Here is a 22,690-nt window from a genome sequence, read left to right as displayed (position 1 = left end):
TGCGAACACCCTTGGGCGAGGTCCAACAACGCACAAGGCCGGTCACGCTGTGCGCATGACCGGCCTGGAGGTGCGTGGCCGTCAGGCCGTGGCGGGCGTCAGAAGTCCGCGCTCATCGAGACCCGCACCGAGCGGCCTGGCTGGGTGTAGGCGTCCAACACGGCCGACGTCGCGGCGAGCCCCTGCACGTCAGACCAGTTCCAGTACTTCTCGTCGGTCAGGTTGTAGACGCCGGCCGTCAAGCGCAAGTCCTTGCGGATGCGCCATTGACCACTGAGGTCGTACACCGTGTAGGCGTCGGGCAAGAACTGTGTGTTGGAGTCCACATCGCTTTTCTCCTTCGCGGCGCTGTGCGTGGCGTCCAGGCGCACCATCCAGACGGGCGTCTCGTAGCGCACACCGGCGGTCAGGCGTTCCGGGTTGATCGAGTCCAGCGGGATGTCCTGGGCCGTGTCCCGTCCATGGGCCTGGCTGTAGCTGACAGGGCTGGACAGGGTGCCGCCCGCGAACTGGCCCGGCGCGCCCCAGCGGATGTCGGCCTTGGCTTCGAAGCCGCTGATTTCCACCCGTCCAATGTTGACGGACTGGTAGATCGTCGGATTGGCCTGCGTGCCCGCGCCGCCCACTTTGTAGGTGTCCTCGATGAAATCCTTGTACCGGCCGGTGAAGGCCGCGAAGTCGAAGCTCACGCCGTCGAGTCGGCCGCGCAGGCCCAGCTCGAAATTCTGGCTGGTCTCGGGTTTGAGATCCGGGTTGGGGATCGTTTTGTAGCCGGAGGCGGCGTTTTCGAAGAAGGCGTTGATCTGACCGGCGTTCGGAGCACGGAAGCCCGCAGCGTAGTTGCCGAACAGACTCAACTGGTCAGTGGCCCGCCAGAGCACGCCCAGCTTGGGGCTGGTGGCGTCGCCAGAAATCGACTTCGCGTCGGCGCTGAAGTTGTTCTGGCTGGCGTCAATGCTGTAGTGGTCGAAGCGCACGCCCGGCGTCACGCTGAAGTCGCCGATGATGAATTCGTCCTGCACATACAGCGCGGTGCTGGTCTCGCGGGTGTCAGGAAAGCGTTTGAGCGGAAAGGTCTCGCCCGCGGGGGGCGTCACGCCATCCTGCTCGTTGACCACGTCGGTGACGACGTAGTCCACGCCATAGGTGATCTTCTGCGCCGAGCCGCCGCCCATGCGCAGCAGCTTGTTGCCCTGCAGGTTGGACTGCCAGGTGGTTTCGTCGTAGGTCGTGTCGCGCACGCGGTCCGTGGTGGTGCGATCTTCATCGGCCCATTCGCGCGAGTGCGCATCTTGGTAGCTCAACACGGCGCGCACTTCATCGGCCAGGGCCGATTGCGTTTGCCAGCGGCTGTCCCAGGTCGCGCGACTGCGCTCCATGTCCGTGGTGGCGTCGGATCTCAGCACCGTGGCCGTGCGCGCCGTCAGCAACTCATAGTCGCTGCTTTTGTCCACATGCTCCAGCGTCAGCGCATGGCGCTGGCCTGCATTGGGGGTCCAGACCAACTTGCCCAGCAGGCTGTAGTTTTCGTCTTCCTGGGGGTTGGGCTTGGTGCGAGTACTGTTCTTGCTGTCGTTGTCGCCCTGGTTGTCCAGTTCTTGCGCGCGCGAAACGCTCGCGCCCAGCAGCCACTGCAGCTCGTCGTTGATGCGGCCGGCCAGCGTGGTGCCGACTCGCTTGGACTGGTTCGCGCTGTCATAGCCCAGGCTGATGCGACCCGCGAAGTCGTCGCCCTTGTCGAGCACGTTGTCCGGGTCGACGGTGATGAAGTGCACCAGTCCCCCCATGCCATCCGAACCGTACAAGGCCGAGGTGGCGCCACGCACCACTTCCACGCGCTGGATCAGACCCAGGTCGAGGTAGTCACGACCGAAGGAGGTGGCGCCGAAGGCGTAGCTGCGCGGCTGGCGGATGCCATCGACCAGCACGAGCACGCGGTTGCCGTCCAGGCCGCGGATGTTGAAGCCCGCGTTCTGGTCGCGGCCTGTGCTGCCGGTGGCCATGCCGAAGCGGGCGGGCGAGCGTTGCACGCTCACATTGGGCAACTCACGCGCGAGGTCGCGGATGTCGCGCACCTGCTTTTCTTCCATCGTCTCGGTGCCCATGACGTCGATGGACATGGGCAAATCGTCGGCGGATTGCTCAACGCGCGAACCACTGACGACGATGGTCTGGAGTTGTGCGACTTCCTGAGCTTGAGCCTGGGTCGTGAGCATGGGGCTGAGTGCGCAGGCCGCCAGCCAAGCCAGAGGTTTCAGGCGGAAGGTGCGGACGACGTCGCGACGGGACATGGATTTGGAGGGCATGGACTTTCTTGTAGACAGTGAAGGAAAGAGGGATGGACTGACTTGCTGGCCTGCGATGCACGGCAAATCTTTGCAAAGTATATTAATAATGAGAATGATTCGCAATAATATTTGTGCAAAAATAGCCCACTTCTCTGATTCCCACCCCCTCACCCATCCATCCTTGAGGTTTTCATGAAACAAAAAAATCCGGCCCTCCTGGGGTTTGCCGTCGGCGTGACCGTCTTGCTCACCGCTTGTGCTTCTTCCCAACCCGCGGCCGACAAAGCACTCGGCCCCGTCAACCCCGCCGGCGGCCACGGCCACGCTGCCTTCATGGGCAGTTACGACGTTAACCGTGACGGCGTGGTCACGCGCGCGGAGTACGACGCGCTGCGCAAGGAGCGCTACGTGGCAGCCGATACCAACAAGGACGGCGCGCTCAGCGAAGCCGAGTACGTGGCCGAGTTCGAGGCGCGCCTGAAGCAGCAGTACGCCGCGCAGGGCCGCGCGGTGGACGATGGCTACCAGCAGATGATGAAGCAGGCCCATGTGCGCTTCAACATCCTGGACAAAAACAAGGACGGCCGCCTGAGCATGGACGAGGAAAACGACGTTGCCGAGCGCACCTTCAAGACCGGTGACGTGAACCTGGATGGTGTCGTCAACGCCGCCGACAACATGAAGAAGGAAGCCAACTGATCATGAGTCGTTTGCTTCACGTTCTTTCCGGCCGCGCCTCGCGTGCCGTGGCCGGTACCGCCCTGATGCTCGCGGGCGTAGCCCAGGCCCACACCCCCTATCTGCTGCCCATGAGCTTCGACGTGGCGCCCGACGCCATCGTCAGCGTGGACGCGGGGTACGCTGAAAAATTCTTCCTGTCCGAAGTGAACTTTGGCGACACGCGCTTTGCCATCACCACACCCGACGGCAGCGTGCTGCCTTTCGGTGAAGTGCATCAGTTCAAGTCACGCACCGTGGCCGAGCAGAAATTGCCCGGCGCCAAGGGCACCTACCGTTTGAGCACGGGCGTGCGCCTGGGTTCGATCTTCCGCAGCTGGGAGCAGGACGGCAAGGTGGAGATCGCGCGCGACGGGAACAAGACGCCTCCGCCCGGCGTCAAGCTGTTGTCCCACTACCAGTCGCATTCGATTTCCGAGGCCTATGTGACCGCTGGCGCGCCGAACAAGCGCGCCTTGGAGCCGACCCAGCAGGGCCTGGAGATCGCGCCGGTCACCCATCCGAACGACCTGGTCGCGGGCGAGAAGTTCGAGTTCACCGTGCTGTTCGATGGCAAGCCGCTGGCGGGGCAGACGGTGGACATCTATCGCTCCCCCATGGACCTGGGCAGCGAGCACACCAGCGCCAGTGTCAAGACCGATGCGCAGGGCCGCGTGGCCTACCCCTTGAGCCAACCCGGTGTTTACCTGGCCTTGGTGCGTTACCGTGGCGCGGCACCCAAGGGCGCCGCCGCGCCGATGTACGGCTACAACTACACCTTGACCTTCCGGGTCCTGGCGCCGTAAACAGGGTCAGAGATCAGACCCATAGCCAGCAAGCAGTCAGCAAGCAGCTGGCACACAGCCCGCACGCGGCCCAGGCAGGCGCGTGCGGGCTTCTTTTTTTGATCTGCAACGCATCTCGGGAAATTAGTCTGAACAGGCCCTAGCCCAGCCGCAGCGCCATCACCCCCGCGACGATCACGGCCGTGCCCATGGCGCGGCGCGGCGTGAAGCGCTCGCGCAGCAGCCAGGCGCCGATGATGGCGGCGAACAGCACCGAGGTCTCGCGCAGCGCGGCCACGGTGGCCACGGGCGCGCGCGTCATGGCCCAGAGCGCGATGCCGTAGGAACCGAGCGAAGCGAGTGCGCCGCCGAGCGCGACCGGCCAGCGATGGCGGGCGTAGGCCACCGTGCTTGGCCACGCTGACTTGCCGCGCCGGGCCAGCACCAGCAAGGCGAAGGGCCAGCCGTCGAAGGCGAACAGCATCACCACGTAGCGCAGCGTGCCCAGGCCGTCCGTGTCCTGGCCTGCCGTGCGCGCGCCCAGCGCGTCCACCAGGGTGTAGATGGCGATGATCACCGCGTTGGCCAGCGCGAAGCCCACGGCCTTGGGCGAATCCAGCGCGTGGCGTGACAGCCCCAAGGCCAGCACACCGCAGCACACCCCCAGCACGCCGACCCAGCCCAGCGGTGAGAGGTGCTCACCCACGAACAGTGCCGAACTCAGCGCGACCAGCAGCGGCGCGGTACCGCGCATCAAGGGGTAGGCCAGGCCCAGGTCGCCATGGTGGTAGGCCCGCGCCAGCGCGATGTAGTAGCCGATGTGGATCAGCACCGACGCGCCGATGTAGGGCCAAGCCGAGAGGGGGGGCGGCCCCAGCCACAGCAGCAGGGGCAGGGTGACCAGGGAGCCGAGCAGGTGGATCAGTGCCGTGTCCAGCGTCTTGTCCTGGCTGGATTTGACCAGCGCGTTCCAACTCGCGTGCAGTAGCGCGCCGAACAGCACGGCGGCGGCGATGGGCCAGGTGAGGGTCATGGGCCGAGTGTCGCAGATCGAGGCCGGTGCGACGCGCCACCGCTTTCGGTGGCATTGAAGTGCCTGCGAAGACCCTGCCAAGAGCCTGCCACTGGGCTGAGACCCGCGTCGCGCGCGGCGGGCGCGACGCACCTGAATTTACGCCGAATTTACGGGTCAACCGGTGCAGGGGGCTGGCGACTTTACGGGGCTCGCTCCGAGAATTTTCACCAAGGTCACCGAGGTCTCGGTGGCCGTCGCTGAATGCAAGTGCAGGAGTTCTTTCATGATCGAATTCGTCACGGTCTTGGGGCTGGCCCTCGTGCTGGGCTGGCCGCTGGGACGTTATCTCGCCGCCGTGATGCGCGGCGAACCCATGCGCGGTGACCGGCTCTTCGGTTGGGTGGAACGCCCCCTCTACCGCCTGCTGGGCGTGGACCCCGCGCAGGGCATGGGCTGGAAGGCCTATGCCGGCGTCTTCCTGCTCAGCAACCTCGTGCTCGGCCTGCTGGCCATGGGCATCTTCATGACCCAGGCCTGGCTGCCGCTGAACCCGAACGATGCGCCCAATATGCGCTGGGATCTGGCGCTGCACACCGCGGTCTCTTTCCTGACCAACACCAACCAGCAGCATTATTCGGGTCAGGCGCAGTTGTCCTATTTGGCGCAGATGACGGGCATCGTTGGCCTGCAGGTGATCACGCCCATGATGGGCCTGGCCCTGGTGGTGGCCACGCTGCGCGGTCTCTTCGGTGGTCGCAAGGCGCAGGTGGTGAACCCAGCGAATACAGCGAACACGGGCCAGCCGGAATCGGGTGCCCTGGATTTGGGGAACTACTGGGCTGACGTGATCCGTCCCACGGTGCGTGTATTCCTGCCGCTGTGTCTGTTGCTCTCGCTGCTGCTGACCTGGCAAGGCGTGCCGTCCACGTTGGCCGGCGGACCGGTGGCGACGCCGCTGGATGCCAGCGTGACCCTGAAGGAACAGAAGATTCCGTTGGGCCCGGTCGCGCCCATGGTTGCGGCCAAGCAGCTGGGCACCAACGGCGGCGGCTGGTACGGCCCGAACAGCGCGGTGCCGCTGGAGAACCCGACGCCCTTGTCCAACCTGCTGCAGATGCTGGCCATCATCCTCTTGCCGGTGTCGGTGGCTTTCATGGTCGGGGCCTTCAGCGGACGCAAGAAGTTCACCGCCCTGGTGCTGGGCAGCATGTTGCTCATGTCGCTGGCCTCCACGGGCCTGGCGCTGTGGTCCGAAGGCCACTCGTCCTCCGCCGCGGACGCGGCGCTGATGGAAGGCAAGGAAGTTCGCCTCGGCGCTGATGCGTCGGCCCTCTGGGCCGCGCTGACCACCCAGACCAGCAATGGCTCGGTCAACGCCATGCACGATTCGCTGGCGCCGCTGACCGGTCTGGTCACGCTGGGCAATATGCTGGTCAACGCCATCTGGGGCGGTATCGGTTGTGGCCTGCAGCAGTTCCTGGTCTATCTGCTGCTGAGCGTCTTCCTCGCTGGCCTGATGACCGGGCGCACGCCGGAATTGTTCGGCCGCAAGATCGAAGCGCCGGAAGTGAAGCTGCTCGCCGTGCTGGTGCTGCTGCAGCCGCTGGTGGTGCTGGGCTTCACCGCCCTCACGCTGGCGCTGCCGTCGCTCACCGGCAACTCCAACCCGGCCTTCCACGGCATCAGCCAGGTGCTGTACGAGTACACCTCGGCCTTTGCCAACAACGGCTCCGGCTTCGAAGGGCTGGGTGATGCCACCTCTTGGTGGAACCTGAGCTGCGCCGTCGTGCTGGCCCTGGGCCGTTACCCGGCGTTGATCCTGCCGTTGGTGATCGCCGCGTCCCTGGGGCGCAAGCGCCTCGCGCCGGAAAGTGCAGGCACCTTGCAGGTCGAGACGCCCACCTTCGCCCTGACCCTGATCGCGGTGATCGTGATCCTCACCCTGCTCCAGTTCATGCCCGTGCTGGTGCTGGGGCCCGTCGCCGAGCATCTCTCGATGCTCGCGCGGTGAACGGCATGGAACGCAAGCCGGAGAACTTCATCATGAACGTCAAGACAACTTTGCCCCAGGTCGCCTCGGGCCGCCAAGCCGTGCTGCTGGATGCCGCCGGGTTCAAGGCCGCGCTGCGGGCTTCCTTCTTCAAGCTCGCCCCGCAACACGCCTTCAAGAACCCGGTGATGGCCGTGGTCTGGTTCGGCACGCTCTGGTGCGCCGTGCTGACCCTGCTGGGGGCGACGCCCGACGGCATGGGCTGGGCCGTGACGGCGCTGCTTCTGGTCACCGTGCTGTTCGCCAATTTCGCCGAGGCCGTGGCCGAGGCGCGTGGGCGCGGCCAAGCCGCCTCGCTGCGCCGCGTGCGCCAGGGGTTGGTGGCGCGACGTGTGGACCGTGCGGACGCGATCAGCGGCGCGCAGAACATTCCGGCGGCCGAGCTGGTGACCAACGATCTGGTCGTCGTCTCCGCGGGTGAGATGGTTCCCGTCGATGGCGAGATCGTGCACGGCCTGGCCACCCTCAATGAATCGGCGGTGACGGGCGAATCGGCGCCCGTGCTGCGCGAGGCGGGCACCGACCGCTCCGGCGTGATCGGCGGCACCAAGGTGCTGTCCGACGAAATCGTGGTGCGCATCACGGCCTTGCCGGGCCACAGCTTCCTCGACCGCATGATCGCCCTGGTCGAAGGCGCGAACCGGCAAAAGACGCCGAACGAAGTGGCGCTCGGCCTGCTGCTGCTCACCATGACCGCGACCTTCCTGATCGTGGTCGTGAGCCTGCCCTTCATCGCGTCCTTCGTCGGTATCACGCTCGATCCGCTGTTGCTGGTCGCGCTGCTGGTGTGCCTGATCCCGACCACCATCGGCGGCCTGCTGCCCGCCATCGGCATCGCGGGCATGAACCGCGCGCTGGCGGCGAACGTGCTGGCCAAGTCCGGCAAGGCGGTGGAAGCGGCGGGCGATGTGGATGTGCTGCTGCTGGACAAGACCGGCACCATCACCCACGGTGACCGCCAGGCCACGGTGCTGCATGCGCTGGCCGGCGTGGATCTGTCCACGCTGCGCGAAGCCGCCTTGCTGGCCTCGCTGGCCGACCCGACGCCGGAGGGCAAGTCCATCGTCAAGCTGGCGCGTCGCGTCAACCGCGAAGGTACGCTTGCGCCGCTGGAAGAGCCGGTGGGCGCGCGTTTCATCGCCTTCAGCGCCGCCACCCGCATGTCGGGCGTGGACTTGCCCGACGGCCGCTCGATCCGCAAGGGCGCCATGGATGCCATCGTGCGCCGCGTGCAAGAGGCGGGCGGTAACGTGCCGGTGGAGTTGCAGGTGCGCGTCGAGCAGGTCGCGCGCAAGGGGGCCACGCCCCTGGTCATCGCCGACGGCCGTCACGTGCTGGGCGTGGTGGAACTGGCCGACGTGGTCAAGCACGGCATCAAGGAAAAGTTCGCCCAACTGCGCGCCATGGGCATCCGCACGGTGATGATCACTGGCGACAACCCCCTGACCGCCGCCGCCATCGCCGCCGAGGCCGGGGTGGACGACTACATCGCCGAGGCCCGGCCCGAGGACAAGCTGGCGCGCATCCGCGCCGAACAAGCCGGCGGCCGCCTGGTCGCGATGGTGGGTGACGGCAGCAACGACGCGCCTGCCCTCGCGCAGGCCGACGTGGGCTTGGCGATGAACTCCGGCACGCAGGCGGCCAAGGAGGCGGGCAACATGGTCGATCTGGACTCGGACCCCGCCAAGCTGCTGCAGGTGGTGGAAGTGGGCAAGCAGCAGCTCATCACGCGCGGCGCGCTCACCACCTTCTCGCTGGCCAATGACGTGTCGAAGTACTTCGCGATTCTGCCGGCCCTGTTCGCGGGCGCGATTCCCTCCATGGCGGCGCTTAACGTGATGCAGCTGTCCAGCCCGGCCAACGCGGTGATCGCGGCGCTGATCTTCAACGCCCTCATCATTCCGCTGCTGATTCCGCTGGCGCTGCGCGGCGTGCGCTTCCGCCCCATGGGCGCCACCGCGCTGCTGCGCAGGAACATGCTGGTCTACGGACTGGGCGGCGTGATCCTGCCCTTCCCGGCGATCAAGCTGATCGACATGCTGCTGGCCGCGACGGTCGGTGTCTGACGGTCGAAGCTTTCAGCCTCCTCCAAACATCACGAGGTCTCATCATGAACACCACGTCTTCTTCCCTGCGGGCTTCACTGGGCCTGGCCCTGGTCTCGTTGCTGCTGTTCGGCCTGCTCTATGCGCTGGCCGCGACGGGCCTGGGCGGTCTGCTGTTTCCGCGGACGGCCACCGGCAGCCTGATCGAACGCGACGGAAACGTCATCGGCTCCGCCCTGGTCGCGCAGCCCTTCGCCGACGCACGCTACTTTCAGCCCCGTCCCTCGGCGGCCAACTACGACCTGATGGCGCTGGCCGGCAGCAACCAGGCGCGCAGCAATCCCGATTTGCGCCAGCGCATCGAGCAGACCCGCGCCGCCGTGGCCGCGCGCGAAGGCATCGCGCCCGAGGCCGTGCCGGGTGAATTGCTCACCCAGTCCGGCGGCGGCGTCGACCCGCACATCAGCCCGGAGGGCGCACGCATCCAGATCGCTCGGGTCGCGCGGGCGCGGGGCTTGAGTCCCGCGCAGCTTGAGGCCCTGGTGGCGAACCAGGTTGAAGGCCCGCAGCTCGGCCTCTTCGGTCAGCCGCGCGTCAACGTGCTGGAACTGAACCTGGCGCTGGGTGCCCTGAAGACTGCCACCGCAGCCACCGCAGCCACCGCAGCCACCGCACAATAAGCCCATGAGCGAGGAGCAAGACGCCCAACCCCACGCTGGCCGAGAAGTCCGGGCCGATGCGCTGGCGAGCGAGCTGCGCCGCCAGGCGGCCGGGCGGCTGACGGTGTTTCTGGGCGCCGCGCCCGGTGTCGGCAAGACCTATGCGATGTTGTCGCGCGCGCGCGAATTGCAGAAGCAGGGCGTCGACATCGTCGTTGGCATCGTCGAGACCCATGGTCGCGCCGAGACCGCCGCCTTGCTGGACGGCCTGGACATCATTCCGCGCCAGCGCATCGACTACCAGGGCCGCCAGCTGGAGGAACTGGACATCGACGCGGTGCTGGCGCGCCGTCCGCGCGTGGCGATCATCGACGAGCTGGCCCACCGCAACGCCCCGGGCAGTCGCCACGAGAGGCGCTGGCAGGACGTGGAGGAGTTGTTGGACGCGGGCATCGACGTGTGCACCGCCGTCAACATCCAGCACCTGGAAAGCCTGAACGATGTCGTGCACCGCATCACCGGCGTGCGCGTGAGCGAGACCGTGCCCGACGCGCTGTTCGACCGCCTGCGCGACATCCGCCTGGTCGACCTGCCGCCGCGTGAATTGATCGAGCGGCTCAAGCAGGGCAAGGTCTATCTGCCCGAGCAGGCCGAACGCGCCCTGCAAGCTTTTTTCCTGCCCTCGAACTTGGCCGCGCTGCGCGAGCTGGCGATGCAGACGGCCGCCGACCGCGTGGACGAAGACTTGCGCGAGACCCAGGCCGCGCGCGGCCTGCCCGGCTTGGCGCTGCGCAGGCGCGTGCTGGTCGCCATCGATGGCCTGGGTTCGTCCGAGTACCTGGTGCGCGCGGGCCGCCGCATCGCCGAGCGGCGCGACGCGCCGTGGAGCGTGGTGACGGTGCAGACGGGGGCGGGCGACAAGGTGGATCCGGCGCGGCAGGCCGAGCTGGACCGCGCTTTCGCGTTGGCGCGCAATCTCGGCGCGGACACCGAAGTGCTGCACGGTCCGCGCATCGCCGATGCCTTGCTCGACCACGCCGCCAGCGGCGGCAGTTCGACCCTGGTCGTCGGACGCACGCGCGAGCGGCCTTTCGCGCGCATGGTCAACCGCACACTCACGCAGCAGCTTTTGCAGCACGGGACGCATTTCGAGCTGGTCATCATCAGCGCGCCGCAGGCGAAGGTCCGCGCACGCCGTCGCTGGGAAAGTCCTGCCACCTGGCTGGGACGCGATGACCTGGCGCTGACCCTCTTCGCCACGCTGGCCGCCATCCTCGCGGCCTGGGCCGCGGAGCTCTGGCTGGGCTTGAGCGATCTGTCCATGGTGTTCATCGTGGCGGTGGTGCTGGTCGCGGCGCGCACCCGCATGGCGGCGGCGGTGCTGGCCGCGGGGCTGTGCTTTCTCGCCTACAACTTCTTCTTCATCGAGCCGCGCTTCACGCTGTTCATCGGCGCGCGTCAGGGCGTGGCCACGGTCTTTCTCTTCCTGATCGCCGCCTTGGTGGCCGGCCGCCTGGCCTCGCAGCTGCGCATGCAGGTGTTGGCCTTGCGCGCCGCGAACGCGCATGCGACGGCCTTGCAGGGCTTGGGCCGGCAATTGAGCGCGGCGGCCGATCTGGGTGCAGTGCTGCAAGCTGGCCGCGCCGCGCTGGAGCGCCATCTCAGCGCTGGCGCCTGGCTGCGCGTTGGCGAGGCGGGCGCCAGCACCGAGGCCAGTTCCCCCAACGCCGAGCTGGCGGACATTGACCGGGCCGCGATGGATTGGGCGCTGTCCCATGGGCAGTCCGCCGGGCGATACACCGACACCCTGGCCGGGGCGGCCTGGTGGTGGCTGCCGCTGCGCGAGGAGCCGGGGGCCAGCGGGCCGGCGGGCCAAGGCGTGATCGGCGTGGTGGGCTTGCGTTTCGGCGTAGACATGCGGCGGCTGTCGCATGCGCAGCGTCGTCTGGCCGAGGCCATGGCGCAGGACATCGCCCAGGCCGCGCTGCGCGCGCGTCTGGTGGCTGATCTCGAGAAAGCGCGCGTCAGCAACGAAACCGAACGCCTGCGCTCCGCGCTGCTGTCCTCCGTCTCGCACGACCTGCGCTCGCCCCTGGCGGCCATGATCGGTTCGGCGGGCAGCCTGGCCGGGTACAGCGACGCGATGAGCGCCGAGGACCGCAAGAACCTGCTCGACACCATCCTGGTCGAGGGCGAGCGGCTGGACCGCTACATCCAGAACCTGCTGGACATGACCCGGCTGGGCCACACGGGCCTGAGCCTCAAGCGCGACTGGATCGGCGTGGACGAGCTGATCGGTTCGGCCACCGGGCGCCTGCGCCGTTACCAGCCGGGCGTGCAAGCCAACGTGACCCTCTCGCCCGGCTTGCCGCCGATCTGGGTGCACCCGGCGCTGGTGGAGCAGGCCTTGTTCAACGTGCTCGAAAACGCGGCCAAGTTCTCGCCACCGGATGAACCCATCACCATCACGGCGCGCTTGGCGGACCCGGTGGACGACGATGCGGGTCGCACGCGCGGGGAGGTTCTGCAACTGGACGTGCGCGACCGCGGCCCCGGCATCCCGGAGGACGAGCGCGGGCGCATCTTCGACATGTTCTACAGTGTCGAGCGCGGCGATCGGGGACGCCATGGCACGGGCCTGGGGCTGACGATCGCGCAGGGCATGGTCGGCGCGCACGGCGGCAACGTCGTTGCCCTGCCGGGGCCGGATGGGCGCGGCACCGTGATCCGCATCACCTTGCCTTTGATCACGCCGCCGTTCACACCCTCGTCGAAACCGCCGGATGCTGATCGCTGAGCCGAAGCCCTGACGACCGACGACCTGACGACCTGACGACCTGACGACCTGACGACCTGACGACCGCGACCCTTGACGTCCCTGCCCATGCCTACCTCCGTGTCGCCTCCCATGCCGGCCTCCACGCCGGTGCGCGTGCTGGTGATCGACGACGAGCCGCAGATCCGCCGTTTCCTCGACATCAGCCTGCGCGCGCAGGGCTACGAGGTGACGCTGGCCGCGAGCGGCCGGGAGGGGCTGGCCGCGTTGGCGGACCGGGGCGCCGATCTGCTCATCCTCGACATCGGCCTGCCCGACATCGACGGCCACGAGGTGCTGCGTGAGCTGCGGGCCTGGTCGCAGGTGCCGGTGATCATGCTCAGCGTGCGCGCGGGCGAATCGGAGAAGGTCATGGCGCTGGACGAAGGCGCCAATGACTACGTGACCAAGCCCTTCGGCACGCAGGAGCTGATGGCGCGCATCCGTGTGTTGCTGCGCCAGCAAGCTGACGTGAAGCACGACAACGCGCTGTTCGACGATGGCCATCTGCGCATCGATCTGGCGCGGCGCGAAGTGCGGCTGGACGGCGAACTGCTCGCCCTGGGCCGCAAGGAGTACGCGCTGCTGGCGCTGCTCCTCAAGCACGCTGGGCGCGTGGTGACGCAGCCGCAGATCTTGCGCGAGGTCTGGGGCGTGACCCACCAGGACGACACGCACTACGTGCGCATCCTGGTGGGCAAGCTGCGGCAAAAGCTGGGGGACGACGCCGTGGCCCCGCGTTACATCGCCACCGAGCCGGGGGTGGGGCTGCGCTTTCTGGCCAGCCCGCCCTGAAACCAGACCGGTGTCAGAGCCGCCCCCGGGCGTGTCGCCGCACGGGACGGCCGCATGCCCGATGTTTCGCCGGATTGCACCAGAACAGTGAAATCCGGCGCCCCTGCCGGCGCCGACCGCGCGCTGGACCGGCCTGCCCCTTCGAGCGGCGGGCACGAGGCTTGCATTGATCGGTCAGGCCGCCGTCATCAGCGCGTCACGGTGACGTCACACGATGCCGGTTTCCACCATCAGGAGCATTCACCATGCGCATGCGTCTTTCTTTCCGGACCTGGGTGTTCGCGGCCGCGCTGGCCGGAACCGCCACGGCGGCCTTGGCCCAGAAAACCACCTTGCTGGTCTACACCGCGCTGGAAACCGACCAGCTCAAGGCCTACCAGGAGGGCTTCAACAAGGTCGAGCCCGAGATCGAGATCAAATGGGTGCGCGACAGCACGGGCGTGATCACCGCCAAGCTGCTGGCCGAAAAGGCCAATCCGCAGGCCGACGTGGTGATGGGCGTGGCCGCCTCCAGCCTCGCGCTGCTGGACAACAACAAGATGCTGGAGCCCTACGCGCCGGCCAACCTCAAGGCCATCAGCGCCGCTTACAAGGACAAGAAGAACCCGCCCGCCTGGTTCGGCATGGATGTCTGGGGTGCGACGGTTTGCTTCAACACCGTGGAAGCCGAGAAGAAAGGCATCAAGAAGCCCGAGAGCTGGAAGGACCTGACCAAGCCCGAGTTCAAGGGCCAGGTGGTCATGCCCAACCCGGCTTCCAGCGGCACCGGCTACTTCGACGTGGCCGCCTGGCTGACCCTGTGGGGCGACAAGGACGGCAAGGGCGACGGCTGGAAGTTCATGGATGCGCTGCACGAGAACATCGCCCAGTACACGCACAGCGGCAGCAAGCCTTGCAACATGGCGGCCAGCGGCGAGTACGTGGCGGGCATCAGCTTCGAGTACCGCGGCAACAGCAACAAGGCCAAGGGCGCGCCCATCGACCTGGTCTTCCCCAAGGAAGGCCTGGGCTGGGATCTGGAAGCCTTCGCCATCCAAAAAGGCACCAAAAACCTCGCTGCCGCGAAGAAGCTGGCGGACTGGGCTTCGAGCATGGACGCGGCGAAGCTCTACGGCAAGAACTTCGCCATCACGGCCGTGCCTGGCGTGGCCGAGCCCCTGGCCAATGTGCCCGCGGATTACGAACAGCGCCTGGTGAAGATGGACTTCGCCTGGTCGGCGTCCAATCGCGAGCGCATCCTGGCCGAGTGGACGAAGCGGTACGACAGCAAGACTGAAGTGAAGAAATAACCCACCCCTCTGAGGCGCTGCGCGCCTTCTCCCCTGAACGCCAACCTGCGGTGGCAGGGGAGACGCTCCCGATGGCCCGGCAAAGCCGGTTCCATGGGAGCTCGCGCACGAAGTCACAACATGCCTGAATCGCCTTATCTCTCCCTGCGCCAGGTCCGCAAGGACTTCGGTGCGTTCACGGCGCTGGACGGCATTGACCTGGACCTGCCAGCGGGTGAGCTGGTCTGTTTCCTCGGGCCTTCGGGCTGCGGCAAGACGACCTTGCTGCGCATCATCGCGGGCTTGGAAGTGCAGAGCAGTGGCCAGGTCTGGCAGAACGGTCGGGACATTTCCGCGCTGCCGCCCGCGCAGCGCGATTACGGCATCGTGTTCCAGAGTTACGCCCTGTTCCCCAACCTCACGGTCGCGGCCAATGTGGCCTATGGCCTGAGCGGCAGCATGGACAAGGCGCGCATCGCCGCGCGGGTGGACGAGTTGCTGACGCTGGTGGGCTTGCCTGGCAGCGAGCGCAAGTATCCGGCGCAGTTGTCGGGCGGGCAGCAGCAGCGCATCGCGCTGGCGCGCGCGCTGGCGACTTCGCCCAGCTTGCTGTTGTTGGACGAACCCCTGTCGGCCTTGGACGCCATCGTGCGCGTGCACCTGCGCAAGGAAATCCGCGCGCTGCAGCGCAAGCTGGGGCTGACGACCATCATGGTCACGCACGACCAGGACGAAGCTCTGTCCATGGCCGACCGCATCGTGGTGATGAACCAGGGCGTGATCGAGCAGGTCGGCACGCCGATGGAGATCTACCGCACGCCTGCCACGCCCTTCGTGGCCGAGTTCGTGGGCAAGGTCAACCGCCTGCCGGCCGTGGCCGAGGGCGGGCATTGGTTCCGTTGCGGGCCGCTGCGCCTGCAGTGCACGCAAGGCGCGGAGTTCCGTCCCGGCCGTCCCGTGACGCTGTACCTGCGCCCGGAGGACCGGCGCATGATCGACGTGGCCGCGGACGACCCGGGGCGTTGCACGGGCGTGGTGCGCGGCATCGAATTCCTGGGCGGCAACTGCCTGGCGGAGCTGGAGGTGGAAGGCTTGCGCGACGCCGAAGGCCAGCCCTTGCCGTTGTACCTGCAGTTCTCGCTCAACCAGATGGACGAGTTTGGCGTGCGCCTGGGTCAGCCGCTGCCCTTCGCGCTGCGCGCCGACCGGGTACGCGTCTTCCCGGCCGGGGCGGAGGCCGCTTGAGCACGGCGCAAGCGACCGACGCGAGGGCTGAGCGCGGCGCGCGGTCGGCTCCGCTCTCGCGCTCCCCCTCCCACTCCCGCTCACCCTTGAGGGAGCCGGTGCAGCAGCGCCTGCACTGGACTGATCGCCTGGCGCGCGCCCTCGTGCTGCTGGCCGTGCTGCTGCTGTCGTGCTTTTTGGCGCTGCCCCTGCTGGCCATCCTTTGGCAGGCCATGCTGGGCAAGGAGGGACAGTTTGTCGCCTTGGACAACTTCCTGGCCTACGCGCGCACGCCTGCTTTGTTGCAAAGCCTCTGGAACAGCGTCTGGGTGGCGGCTTTGGTCACGATCATCACCTTGCCGCTGGCGTTTGGCTTGGCCTACGCGCTCACGCGCACCTGCATGCGTCTGAAAGGGTTGCTGCGCTTGGTGGCGCTGATTCCGCTGCTCGCGCCCTCGCTGCTGCCGGCCATTTCTCTGATCTATTGGTTCGGCAATCAGGGCGTGGCCAAGGGGCTGCTGCAAAGCCTGGGCTATGCGCAGATCTACGGCGCGCCGGGTATCGTGCTGGCCGAATGTTTCGCGGTCTTCCCGCATGCGCTGATGATCCTGGTGACGGCGCTGGCCCTGGCCGATGCGCGGCTCTACGAAGCGGCGGATTCCATGGGCGCGAGCGCGGTGCGCAAGTTCTTCACCATCACCTTGCCGGGCGCCAAGTACGGCCTGGTGTCGGCCGCGCTCGTGGTCTTCACGCTGGTGATCACGGACTTCGGCATTCCCAAGGTGATCGGTGGCAACTTCAACATGCTGGCCACCGATGTGTTCAAGCTGGTCATCGGCCAGCAGGATTTCGCCAAGGGTTCGGTGGTGGCCATCCTCTTGCTGGCGCCAGCCGTGCTGACCTTCGCCGTTGACCACCTGCTGCAACGCCGCCAGACCGCGATGTTGAGCGCGCGCGCCGTGCCCTACGTGCCCAAGCCCGCGCGGGGGCGCGACACCGCGTTCTCGCTCTACAGTCTCGTGGTCGCGGCGCTGATGCTCGCCATGCTGGGCATGGCCGTGTTCGCGTCGCTCGCCACGTTCTGGCCCTACAAGCTCATGCCCAGCCTCAACCATTACGTGTACGGCCTGACCGAGGCCGAGGTGGGTGCGGGGTTCGTCAACAGCTTGCGCATGGCGGCTGGCGCGGCGCTGGGTGGCACGGTGCTGGTGTTCACCGGGGCTTACCTCTTGGAGAAGACGGCGCCGCGCCGAGCCCAGGGCTCCGGGGTCAGCCTGGATGGACTGCTGCGCGGTTTGCTCCGTCTCCTGGCCATGCTGCCCATGGCCGTGCCGGGCCTGGTGCTGGGTCTGGGCTACATCTTCTTCTTCAACGCGCCGGGCAATCCCCTGGGCGGTCTGTACCAGACCATGACCCTGCTCACGCTGTGCACCATCGTCCATTTCTACACCACGGGGCATCTGACGGCGGTGACCGCGCTCAAGGGCCTGGACAATGAGTTCGAGTCCGTCAGCGCCTCGCTCAAGGTGCCCTTCTACAAGACGGCCTGGCGTGTCACCTTGCCCATTTGTCTGCCGGCCGTGATCGACGTCGCGCGTTATTTCTTCATCAACGCCATGACGACGGTGTCGGCCGTGGTGTTCCTGTACGCGCCGCAGACCAAGGTCGCAGCCATCGCCATCCTCAACCTGGACGAAGCGGGTGAGACCGGGCCAGCCGCCGCGATGGCGGTGCTGATCACGCTCGTGTCCGGTCTCGCCAGCCTGGTCTTCATGGCCTTGGGATGGTGGGCGGGGCGCCGTACCCAGGCCTGGCGAGTCCGTTGAATTTTTCCAAGGTGGACAACATGGCGCGGAGCATGAGCGACAAACATTACGACCTGGTGGTCGTGGGGGCGGGGGTGGTCGGCTTGATGACCGCTTACGCGGCCCGGCAACGGGGCCTGAAGGTGGCCGTGGTCGAGCGCACGGCGCAGAGCATCGGGGCGTCCATCCGCAACTTCGGTTTCGTCACCGTCACGGGTCAGCGGCGTGGCGAGCATTGGCGCCGCGCGATGAAGACGCGTGACGCCTGGCTGGCCATCGCGCCGCAGGCGGGCATCCCGGTCATCCATCCCGGTCTGTACCTCACGGCGCAGCGGCCCGAGGCCCTGGCCGTGGTCGAGGCCTTCTTGCGCACCGAAATGGGCGAGGGTTGCGAACTGCTCACGCCCGCGCAGACGCAAGCCCGCTTTGGCGAGACGGCGCTGGGACCGCACCTTGCCGCGCTCTACAGCCCGCACGAGCGCCGCGTGGAGTCGCGCGAGGCCATCCCCAAGCTCGCCGCCTGGTTGCAGGCGGCGCAGGGCGTGGATTTCCATTGGCGCACGGTGGTGCATGGTGTGGACCTGCCCACCGTCGCCACCAGCCGCGGTGTGCTGCGTGCCGACCATTGCGTGGTCTGTCCGGGTCATGAGTTGAACGCGCTCTACCCCGAGGCCATCGAGCAGGCCCGTATCCGCATGAGCACCTTGCAGATGATGCGCGTGCGGCCCGCCGTGCCCGTCCACCTGCCCGCAGCCCTGATGTCTGACCTCAGCCTGGTGCGCTACGAGGGCTACAGTGAGTTGCCCGAGGCCGCGCCCCTGTTGCAGCGTCTGCAAGCGGAACAGGGTGAGCACTTGAAGCAGGGCGTGCACCTGATCGTGGTGCAGTCGGCCGATGGTTCGCTGGTGGTGGGCGACAGCCATGTCTACGGGGATGCCGAAGCGCCCTTTGGCAGCACGGCCGTGGACGAACTGATCTTGGACGAGCTGCGCCGCGTGCTGCCCGCGGCCGGGTCCGCGGGCGCCGTCGTGACCGAGCGCTGGACCGGCACCTACGCCAGCGCCGCCGACGTGGTGTTCAAGACGTCTCCGTCCCAAGGGGTGGCGCTGGGCATCGTGACCGGCGGCACGGGGGCGTCCACCTCCTATGCCTTCGCCGAGGAATTGCTCGCGCTGGCCCTCGGCGCATGAGGTCCGACCCCGGGTCGATACCCGCTCACACGCCAAAACCGGTGTTGTAATATCTGCTTACATATTCATGGAGGAGAGTGATCAATGAGCCAAGAAAAATACCGCCTTGTCACCCGCAGCGACTTCGATGGTCTGGTCTGCGCCGTCTTGCTGAATGAACTGGACCTGATCGACGACATCAAGTTTGTCCACCCCAAGGACATGCAGGATGGCAAGGTCGAGATCAGCCAGCGCGACATCACCACCAACCTGCCCTACGTGCCCGGCGCGCACCTGGCCTTTGATCACCACCTCTCCGAAACCATCCGCAACGCGGGCCAGTCCGCCGACGCACGCAAGAACCACATCATCGACGCCAAGTCGCCTTCGGCCGCGCGCGTGGTTTACGAGTACTACGGCGGCAAGGCCAAGTTCCCCGGCATCTCCGACGAGATGATGGAGGCCGTGGATAAGGCCGACAGCGCGCAGTACGTGCGCGATGAAGTGCTCGACCCCAAGGGCTGGGTGCTCTTGAACTACCTGATGGACGCGCGCACGGGCCTGGGTCGTTTCCGTGAATTCCGCATCAGCAACTACCAGCTGATGATGGACCTCATCAAGTACTGCAAGGACCACTCGATTGGCGAGATCCTGGCGCTGCCGGACGTCAAGGAGCGCGTGGACCTGTATTTCGAGCACACGGAAAAAGCCAAGGAACAAATCAAGCGCTGCACCACGGTGCACCGCAATCTGGCGGTGCTCGACCTGCGGGGCGAGAACACGATCTACGCGACCAACCGCTTCATGATCTACGCGCTGTTCCCGCAGACCAACATCTCGATCCACGTGCTCTGGGGTCCTCAGAAGCAGAACACGGTGTTCGCCACGGGCAAATCCATCCTCGACCGCTCCAGCAGGACCAATGTGGGTGACCTGATGCTGCAGTACGGCGGCGGCGGGCACCAGGCGGCGGGCACCTGTCAGGTGCCGAACGACCAGGCCGAGGACGTGCTCAAGAAGCTGATCGCCAAGATCAACGCGGACGGCTGAGTCCCAGCCAGCGCCAGACGTCCACACTCGACCGCCCACACCGACCGCGCCTCCGCAGGCTGGCGCGCCGACGCGGGCCGGTCGTCGCGCTGGTCGTCACATCGGCATCTCCTTGCCCGCACGGGGCCGCGCTGGCATATTTGCTGCTTGAAGGAGAGGCACCATGCCCGCCTACCAAGCCACTGTCGCGCACCAGACCTGGCAGTTCCGTGACCTGCGGGATCTGATGGCCAAGGCCACGCCCCTGCGGTCGGGCGACGCACTGGCGGGCGTGGCGGCCACCTCGTCGGTGGAGCGCATGGCGGCGCGTCTCGCCCTCGCCGATTTGCCGCTGCGCACCTTCCTCAATGAAGCCCTGATTCCCTACGAGACCGACGAGGTCACGCGGCTCATCATCGACACGCACGATGGCGCAGCCTTCGCGCCCATCGCGCACCTGACCGTCGGCGCCTTCCGTGACTGGCTGCTGGACGAGCGCACCACCAGCGACACGCTCAGCGCCGTGCGCGCAGGCATCACGCCCGAGATGGCGGCGGCGGTCAGCAAGCTGATGCGCAACCAGGACCTGATCGCCGTGGCGCGCAAATGCCGCGTGGTCACGGCCTTTCGCGACACCATCGGCCTGCCGGGAAGGCTGGCCGTGCGCCTGCAGCCCAATCACCCGACCGACGACGTGCGCGGCATCGCGGCCAGCATGATCGATGGTCTGCTGTACGGCTGTGGCGACGCGGTGATCGGCGTCAACCCCGCCACCGACAGCGTGGCCGCCCTGGGCACCCTGGTGCGACGCATGGGCGAGGTGGTGGAGCGCCTGGCCATCCCGACCCAGACCTGCGTGCTCACGCACGTGACCAACACCATCCAGATGATCGAGCAGGGCGCGCCGGTGGATCTGGTGTTCCAGTCCATCGCGGGCACCGAGGCCGCGAATGCGAGCTTCGGTGTCAGCCTGGCCGTGCTGCGCGAGGCGCGCGAGGCGGCGCTGTCGCTCAAGCGCGGCCGGCCCTTGCAAGATGGCGTGGGCGACAACGTCATGTATTTCGAGACCGGGCAGGGCAGCGCCCTCTCGGCCAACGCCCACCATGGCGTGGACCAGCAGACCTGCGAGGCGCGGGCCTACGCCGTGGCGCGCGAGTTCAAGCCCTTGCTGACCAACACCGTGGTTGGCTTCATCGGCCCCGAATACCTGTACGACGGCAAGCAGATCGTGCGCGCTGGCCTGGAAGACCATTTCTGCGGCAAGCTGCTGGGCGCGCCCTTGGGCGTGGACGTCTGCTACACCAACCATGCCGAGGCCGACCAGGACGACATGGACAACCTGCTGACCCTGCTGGGCGCTGCGGGCGTGAACTTCGTGATGGGCGTGCCGGGCGCGGACGACATCATGCTCAATTACCAGAGCACCTCCTTCCACGACGCGCTGTACGTGCGCCAGGTGCTGGGCCTGCGCCACGCGCCGGAATTTGAAGCCTGGCTGCAGCGCATGCAGATCATTGACGAAGCCGGCCGTCTGCTCAGCAGCAGCGCGCGGCAGCCAGCCTTGGAGTTGATGCGCAAGGCGGCGTGATCCCGCGGCGCATCGAGAGTTCTGATGGACAGCAGAGCAAGGGGGATCCCATGAACGGCAAGGTGGTCGAGTTTTCCTCCCCATCGTCCAGCCCCGACGCCCGGGGCGCCGAGGTGGGCTCCGCGGATCCCTGGACCGACTTGCGCGCCCACACCGCGGCGCGCATCGCCCTCGGCCGCGTCGGGGCGGGCCTGCCCACCAAGGAACTGCTCAGTTTCGGCCTGGCCCATGCCCAGGCTCGGGACGCGGTGCACATCCAGCTGGACGCAGCGGCCCTGGCCGCGCGCTTGCAGACCCTGGGCTGCGAGACGCTGACCGTGCGCAGCGCCGCCAGCGACCGCGCCACCTACCTCCTGCGGCCTGACCTCGGCCGTCGTTTGAATGCCGAGGATGCGTCCCAACTTGCCGCGCAAGCCCGGCCCGAGGGCTGTGATTTGTTGCTGGTGGTCGGTGACGGCCTATCCTCCCTGGCGGTGGAGCGTCAGGCGGTGCCCTTGATCGAGGCCATCCGCCAGCTCGCGCCCACGGACTGGACGCTCGGCCCCGTGGTCATCGCCACTCAGTCGCGCGTGGCTCTGGGTGACGAAGTGGGGGCGCTGCTCCAGGCCCGCATGGTCGCGGTGCTGATTGGCGAACGGCCCGGCCTGTCCTCGCCCGACAGTCTGGGCATCTACCTCACCTGGGCGCCCCGGCCGGGGCGCAACGACGCTCAGCGCAATTGCATCTCCAATGTGCGACCCGAAGGCTTGCCCGCCTCGGCCGCGGCGGCACGTCTGTGGTGGCTGTGCCGCGAGGCGCGCAAGCTGCAGCTCACGGGCGTGGACCTGAAGGACCGCAGCGATGGGTTGACGCTCGACGCCGGTGGGTCCGCGCCGGTCTTGTCCTAGTTCTCGTTCACGGCATCGGGCTGCGCAGGCCCTGCGGGCGTTGTCGCAAGCCCTTCACAAGCCGATGCCACGCGCCATCAGGATGGCCAGCAGCGGCAGCAAGGGCAAGAGCAGCAACTCCGCCAAGATCCAACGCCGGGTGCCGCGCCAGCTTGACGCGTCCGGCAAGCCGCCTTGCTTTTGCCAGCGCAGGAAGCGCAGCGTCGGCACGGCGGACAGCAGGCCGATCAGCCCGAAGACCGCGATCTTGGTCCAGAACACCGGGTTGTCGGCATAGAACGCCCAGCCCTTGGCCCCGTGCGCGGCGCGCGCGAAACCGATGGCCAGAATGCCCGCCGCCAGCGCGGCATACCCTTTGTCCAGTTGCCCCAGGGTGCGCAGGCGTGCCGCATCGGGCTGGCCGCCCAGGAGCAGGTATTGCGAGAAGAGCGCGGCGACCAGCGCGAAAACGGCGAGGTGGTGCAGCAGCGCCAGCAAGAGATCTGAGAGTTGAGGGGTCATGATATTTCCATTGTCAAGATAGAGTGAATGGACTGTAGCGGTGCAATTTG

Annotated in this window: 17 protein-coding genes; 14 read left to right on the top strand and 3 right to left on the bottom strand. The window is 67.1% G+C overall.

Translation table 11 applies throughout. The annotated features are described in order from the left end of the window. Positions 1-98: 98 nt before the first annotated feature. Entirely contained in the window at positions 99-2,306 is a 2,208-nt protein-coding gene (locus tag HGR_RS03445) for a TonB-dependent hemoglobin/transferrin/lactoferrin family receptor (RefSeq protein WP_006296693.1), read from the bottom strand. A gap of 174 nt (positions 2,307-2,480) precedes the next feature. On the opposite strand from HGR_RS03445, the gene HGR_RS03440 reads away from it, so the two are divergent. Both HGR_RS03440 and HGR_RS03435 read left to right on the top strand, forming a co-directional pair. Beyond that, complete coding sequence (locus tag HGR_RS03440; protein WP_006296692.1) at positions 2,481-2,987, top strand: EF-hand domain-containing protein; 507 nt, start codon at positions 2,481-2,483, stop codon at positions 2,985-2,987. A gap of 2 nt (positions 2,988-2,989) precedes the next feature. Then, the gene (locus tag HGR_RS03435; RefSeq protein WP_006296691.1) at positions 2,990-3,811 is read left to right on the top strand and encodes a DUF4198 domain-containing protein; all 822 of its coding nucleotides are present in this window, start codon (positions 2,990-2,992) and stop codon (positions 3,809-3,811) included. Positions 3,812-3,950: 139 nt separating this feature from the next. Here the strand turns inward: HGR_RS03435 and HGR_RS03430 are convergent, their stop codons facing one another. Then, positions 3,951-4,823, bottom strand: a complete 873-nt coding sequence (locus HGR_RS03430) for an EamA family transporter (RefSeq protein WP_006296690.1) — start codon at positions 4,821-4,823, stop codon at positions 3,951-3,953. Between the two features lie 265 nt (positions 4,824-5,088). Between HGR_RS03430 and kdpA the strand changes: the two genes are divergently transcribed. From kdpA to eutC, 12 genes are all read left to right on the top strand, one after another. Beyond that, positions 5,089-6,816, top strand: a complete 1,728-nt coding sequence (gene kdpA / locus HGR_RS03425) for a potassium-transporting ATPase subunit KdpA (RefSeq protein ID WP_006296689.1) — start codon at positions 5,089-5,091, stop codon at positions 6,814-6,816. Between the two features lie 32 nt (positions 6,817-6,848). Continuing rightward, positions 6,849-8,921: a potassium-transporting ATPase subunit KdpB gene (gene kdpB, locus HGR_RS03420; protein WP_039852244.1), complete on the top strand. Its 2,073-nt coding sequence runs from the start codon at positions 6,849-6,851 to the stop codon at positions 8,919-8,921. A 44-nt stretch (positions 8,922-8,965) separates the two neighbouring features. Continuing rightward, complete coding sequence (kdpC, locus tag HGR_RS03415; protein WP_006296686.1) at positions 8,966-9,580, top strand: potassium-transporting ATPase subunit KdpC; 615 nt, start codon at positions 8,966-8,968, stop codon at positions 9,578-9,580. 4 nt (positions 9,581-9,584) lie between these two features. Next, positions 9,585-12,356, top strand: a complete 2,772-nt coding sequence (locus HGR_RS03410; RefSeq protein WP_006296685.1) for a sensor histidine kinase — start codon at positions 9,585-9,587, stop codon at positions 12,354-12,356. 111 nt (positions 12,357-12,467) lie between these two features. Continuing rightward, positions 12,468-13,169 carry a response regulator transcription factor gene (locus HGR_RS03405; RefSeq protein ID WP_006296684.1) on the top strand — a complete coding sequence of 234 codons (702 nt, stop codon included), beginning with the start codon at positions 12,468-12,470 and terminating at the stop codon, positions 13,167-13,169. A gap of 245 nt (positions 13,170-13,414) precedes the next feature. Next, positions 13,415-14,458, top strand: coding sequence for a putative 2-aminoethylphosphonate ABC transporter substrate-binding protein (locus HGR_RS03400; RefSeq protein WP_006296683.1), 1,044 nt, complete (start codon positions 13,415-13,417; stop codon positions 14,456-14,458). 120 nt (positions 14,459-14,578) lie between these two features. Then, positions 14,579-15,682: a putative 2-aminoethylphosphonate ABC transporter ATP-binding protein gene (locus HGR_RS03395; RefSeq protein WP_006296682.1), complete on the top strand. Its 1,104-nt coding sequence runs from the start codon at positions 14,579-14,581 to the stop codon at positions 15,680-15,682. A gap of 98 nt (positions 15,683-15,780) precedes the next feature. Further along, positions 15,781-17,487, top strand: a complete 1,707-nt coding sequence (locus HGR_RS03390) for a putative 2-aminoethylphosphonate ABC transporter permease subunit (RefSeq protein ID WP_006296681.1) — start codon at positions 15,781-15,783, stop codon at positions 17,485-17,487. A gap of 32 nt (positions 17,488-17,519) precedes the next feature. After that, on the top strand, positions 17,520-18,656 hold the full coding sequence (locus tag HGR_RS03385) for a TIGR03364 family FAD-dependent oxidoreductase (protein WP_039852240.1): 1,137 nt from the start codon (positions 17,520-17,522) through the stop codon (positions 18,654-18,656). An 84-nt stretch (positions 18,657-18,740) separates the two neighbouring features. Continuing rightward, positions 18,741-19,685, top strand: coding sequence for a DHH family phosphoesterase (locus HGR_RS03380; RefSeq protein ID WP_006296679.1), 945 nt, complete (start codon positions 18,741-18,743; stop codon positions 19,683-19,685). A 163-nt stretch (positions 19,686-19,848) separates the two neighbouring features. After that, a complete protein-coding gene (locus tag HGR_RS03375; RefSeq protein WP_006296678.1) occupies positions 19,849-21,252 on the top strand; it encodes an ethanolamine ammonia-lyase subunit EutB in 1,404 nt (467 codons plus the stop codon). Positions 21,253-21,302: 50 nt separating this feature from the next. Next, positions 21,303-22,139, top strand: coding sequence for an ethanolamine ammonia-lyase subunit EutC (eutC, locus tag HGR_RS03370; RefSeq protein WP_050797378.1), 837 nt, complete (start codon positions 21,303-21,305; stop codon positions 22,137-22,139). Between the two features lie 54 nt (positions 22,140-22,193). On the opposite strand, the gene HGR_RS03365 is transcribed toward eutC, so the two are convergent. Continuing rightward, entirely contained in the window at positions 22,194-22,640 is a 447-nt protein-coding gene (locus HGR_RS03365) for a DUF2214 family protein (protein ID WP_006296676.1), read from the bottom strand. Between the last annotated feature and the right edge of the window lie 50 nt (positions 22,641-22,690).

Source organism: Hylemonella gracilis ATCC 19624, from assembly GCF_000211835.1.
Lineage (GTDB): Bacteria > Pseudomonadota > Gammaproteobacteria > Burkholderiales > Burkholderiaceae_C > Hylemonella > Hylemonella gracilis.
This window is presented reverse-complemented; position numbering and strand designations above follow the sequence as displayed.

Bases quoted from the DNA above. Each gene is read 5' to 3' on its own strand.
- HGR_RS03445 (WP_006296693.1), bottom strand. From the start codon at position 2,306: ATGCCCTCCAAATCCATGTCCCGTCGCGACGTCGTCCGCACCTTCCGC.
- HGR_RS03440 (WP_006296692.1), top strand. From the start codon at position 2,481: ATGAAACAAAAAAATCCGGCCCTCCTGGGGTTTGCCGTCGGCGTGACC.
- HGR_RS03435 (WP_006296691.1), top strand. From the start codon at position 2,990: ATGAGTCGTTTGCTTCACGTTCTTTCCGGCCGCGCCTCGCGTGCCGTG.
- HGR_RS03430 (WP_006296690.1), bottom strand. From the start codon at position 4,823: ATGACCCTCACCTGGCCCATCGCCGCCGCCGTGCTGTTCGGCGCGCTA.
- kdpA (WP_006296689.1), top strand. From the start codon at position 5,089: ATGATCGAATTCGTCACGGTCTTGGGGCTGGCCCTCGTGCTGGGCTGG.
- kdpB (WP_039852244.1), top strand. From the start codon at position 6,849: ATGAACGTCAAGACAACTTTGCCCCAGGTCGCCTCGGGCCGCCAAGCC.
- kdpC (WP_006296686.1), top strand. From the start codon at position 8,966: ATGAACACCACGTCTTCTTCCCTGCGGGCTTCACTGGGCCTGGCCCTG.
- HGR_RS03410 (WP_006296685.1), top strand. From the start codon at position 9,585: ATGAGCGAGGAGCAAGACGCCCAACCCCACGCTGGCCGAGAAGTCCGG.
- HGR_RS03405 (WP_006296684.1), top strand. From the start codon at position 12,468: ATGCCGGCCTCCACGCCGGTGCGCGTGCTGGTGATCGACGACGAGCCG.
- HGR_RS03400 (WP_006296683.1), top strand. From the start codon at position 13,415: ATGCGCATGCGTCTTTCTTTCCGGACCTGGGTGTTCGCGGCCGCGCTG.
- HGR_RS03395 (WP_006296682.1), top strand. From the start codon at position 14,579: ATGCCTGAATCGCCTTATCTCTCCCTGCGCCAGGTCCGCAAGGACTTC.
- HGR_RS03385 (WP_039852240.1), top strand. From the start codon at position 17,520: ATGAGCGACAAACATTACGACCTGGTGGTCGTGGGGGCGGGGGTGGTC.
- HGR_RS03380 (WP_006296679.1), top strand. From the start codon at position 18,741: ATGAGCCAAGAAAAATACCGCCTTGTCACCCGCAGCGACTTCGATGGT.
- HGR_RS03375 (WP_006296678.1), top strand. From the start codon at position 19,849: ATGCCCGCCTACCAAGCCACTGTCGCGCACCAGACCTGGCAGTTCCGT.
- eutC (WP_050797378.1), top strand. From the start codon at position 21,303: ATGAACGGCAAGGTGGTCGAGTTTTCCTCCCCATCGTCCAGCCCCGAC.
- HGR_RS03365 (WP_006296676.1), bottom strand. From the start codon at position 22,640: ATGACCCCTCAACTCTCAGATCTCTTGCTGGCGCTGCTGCACCACCTC.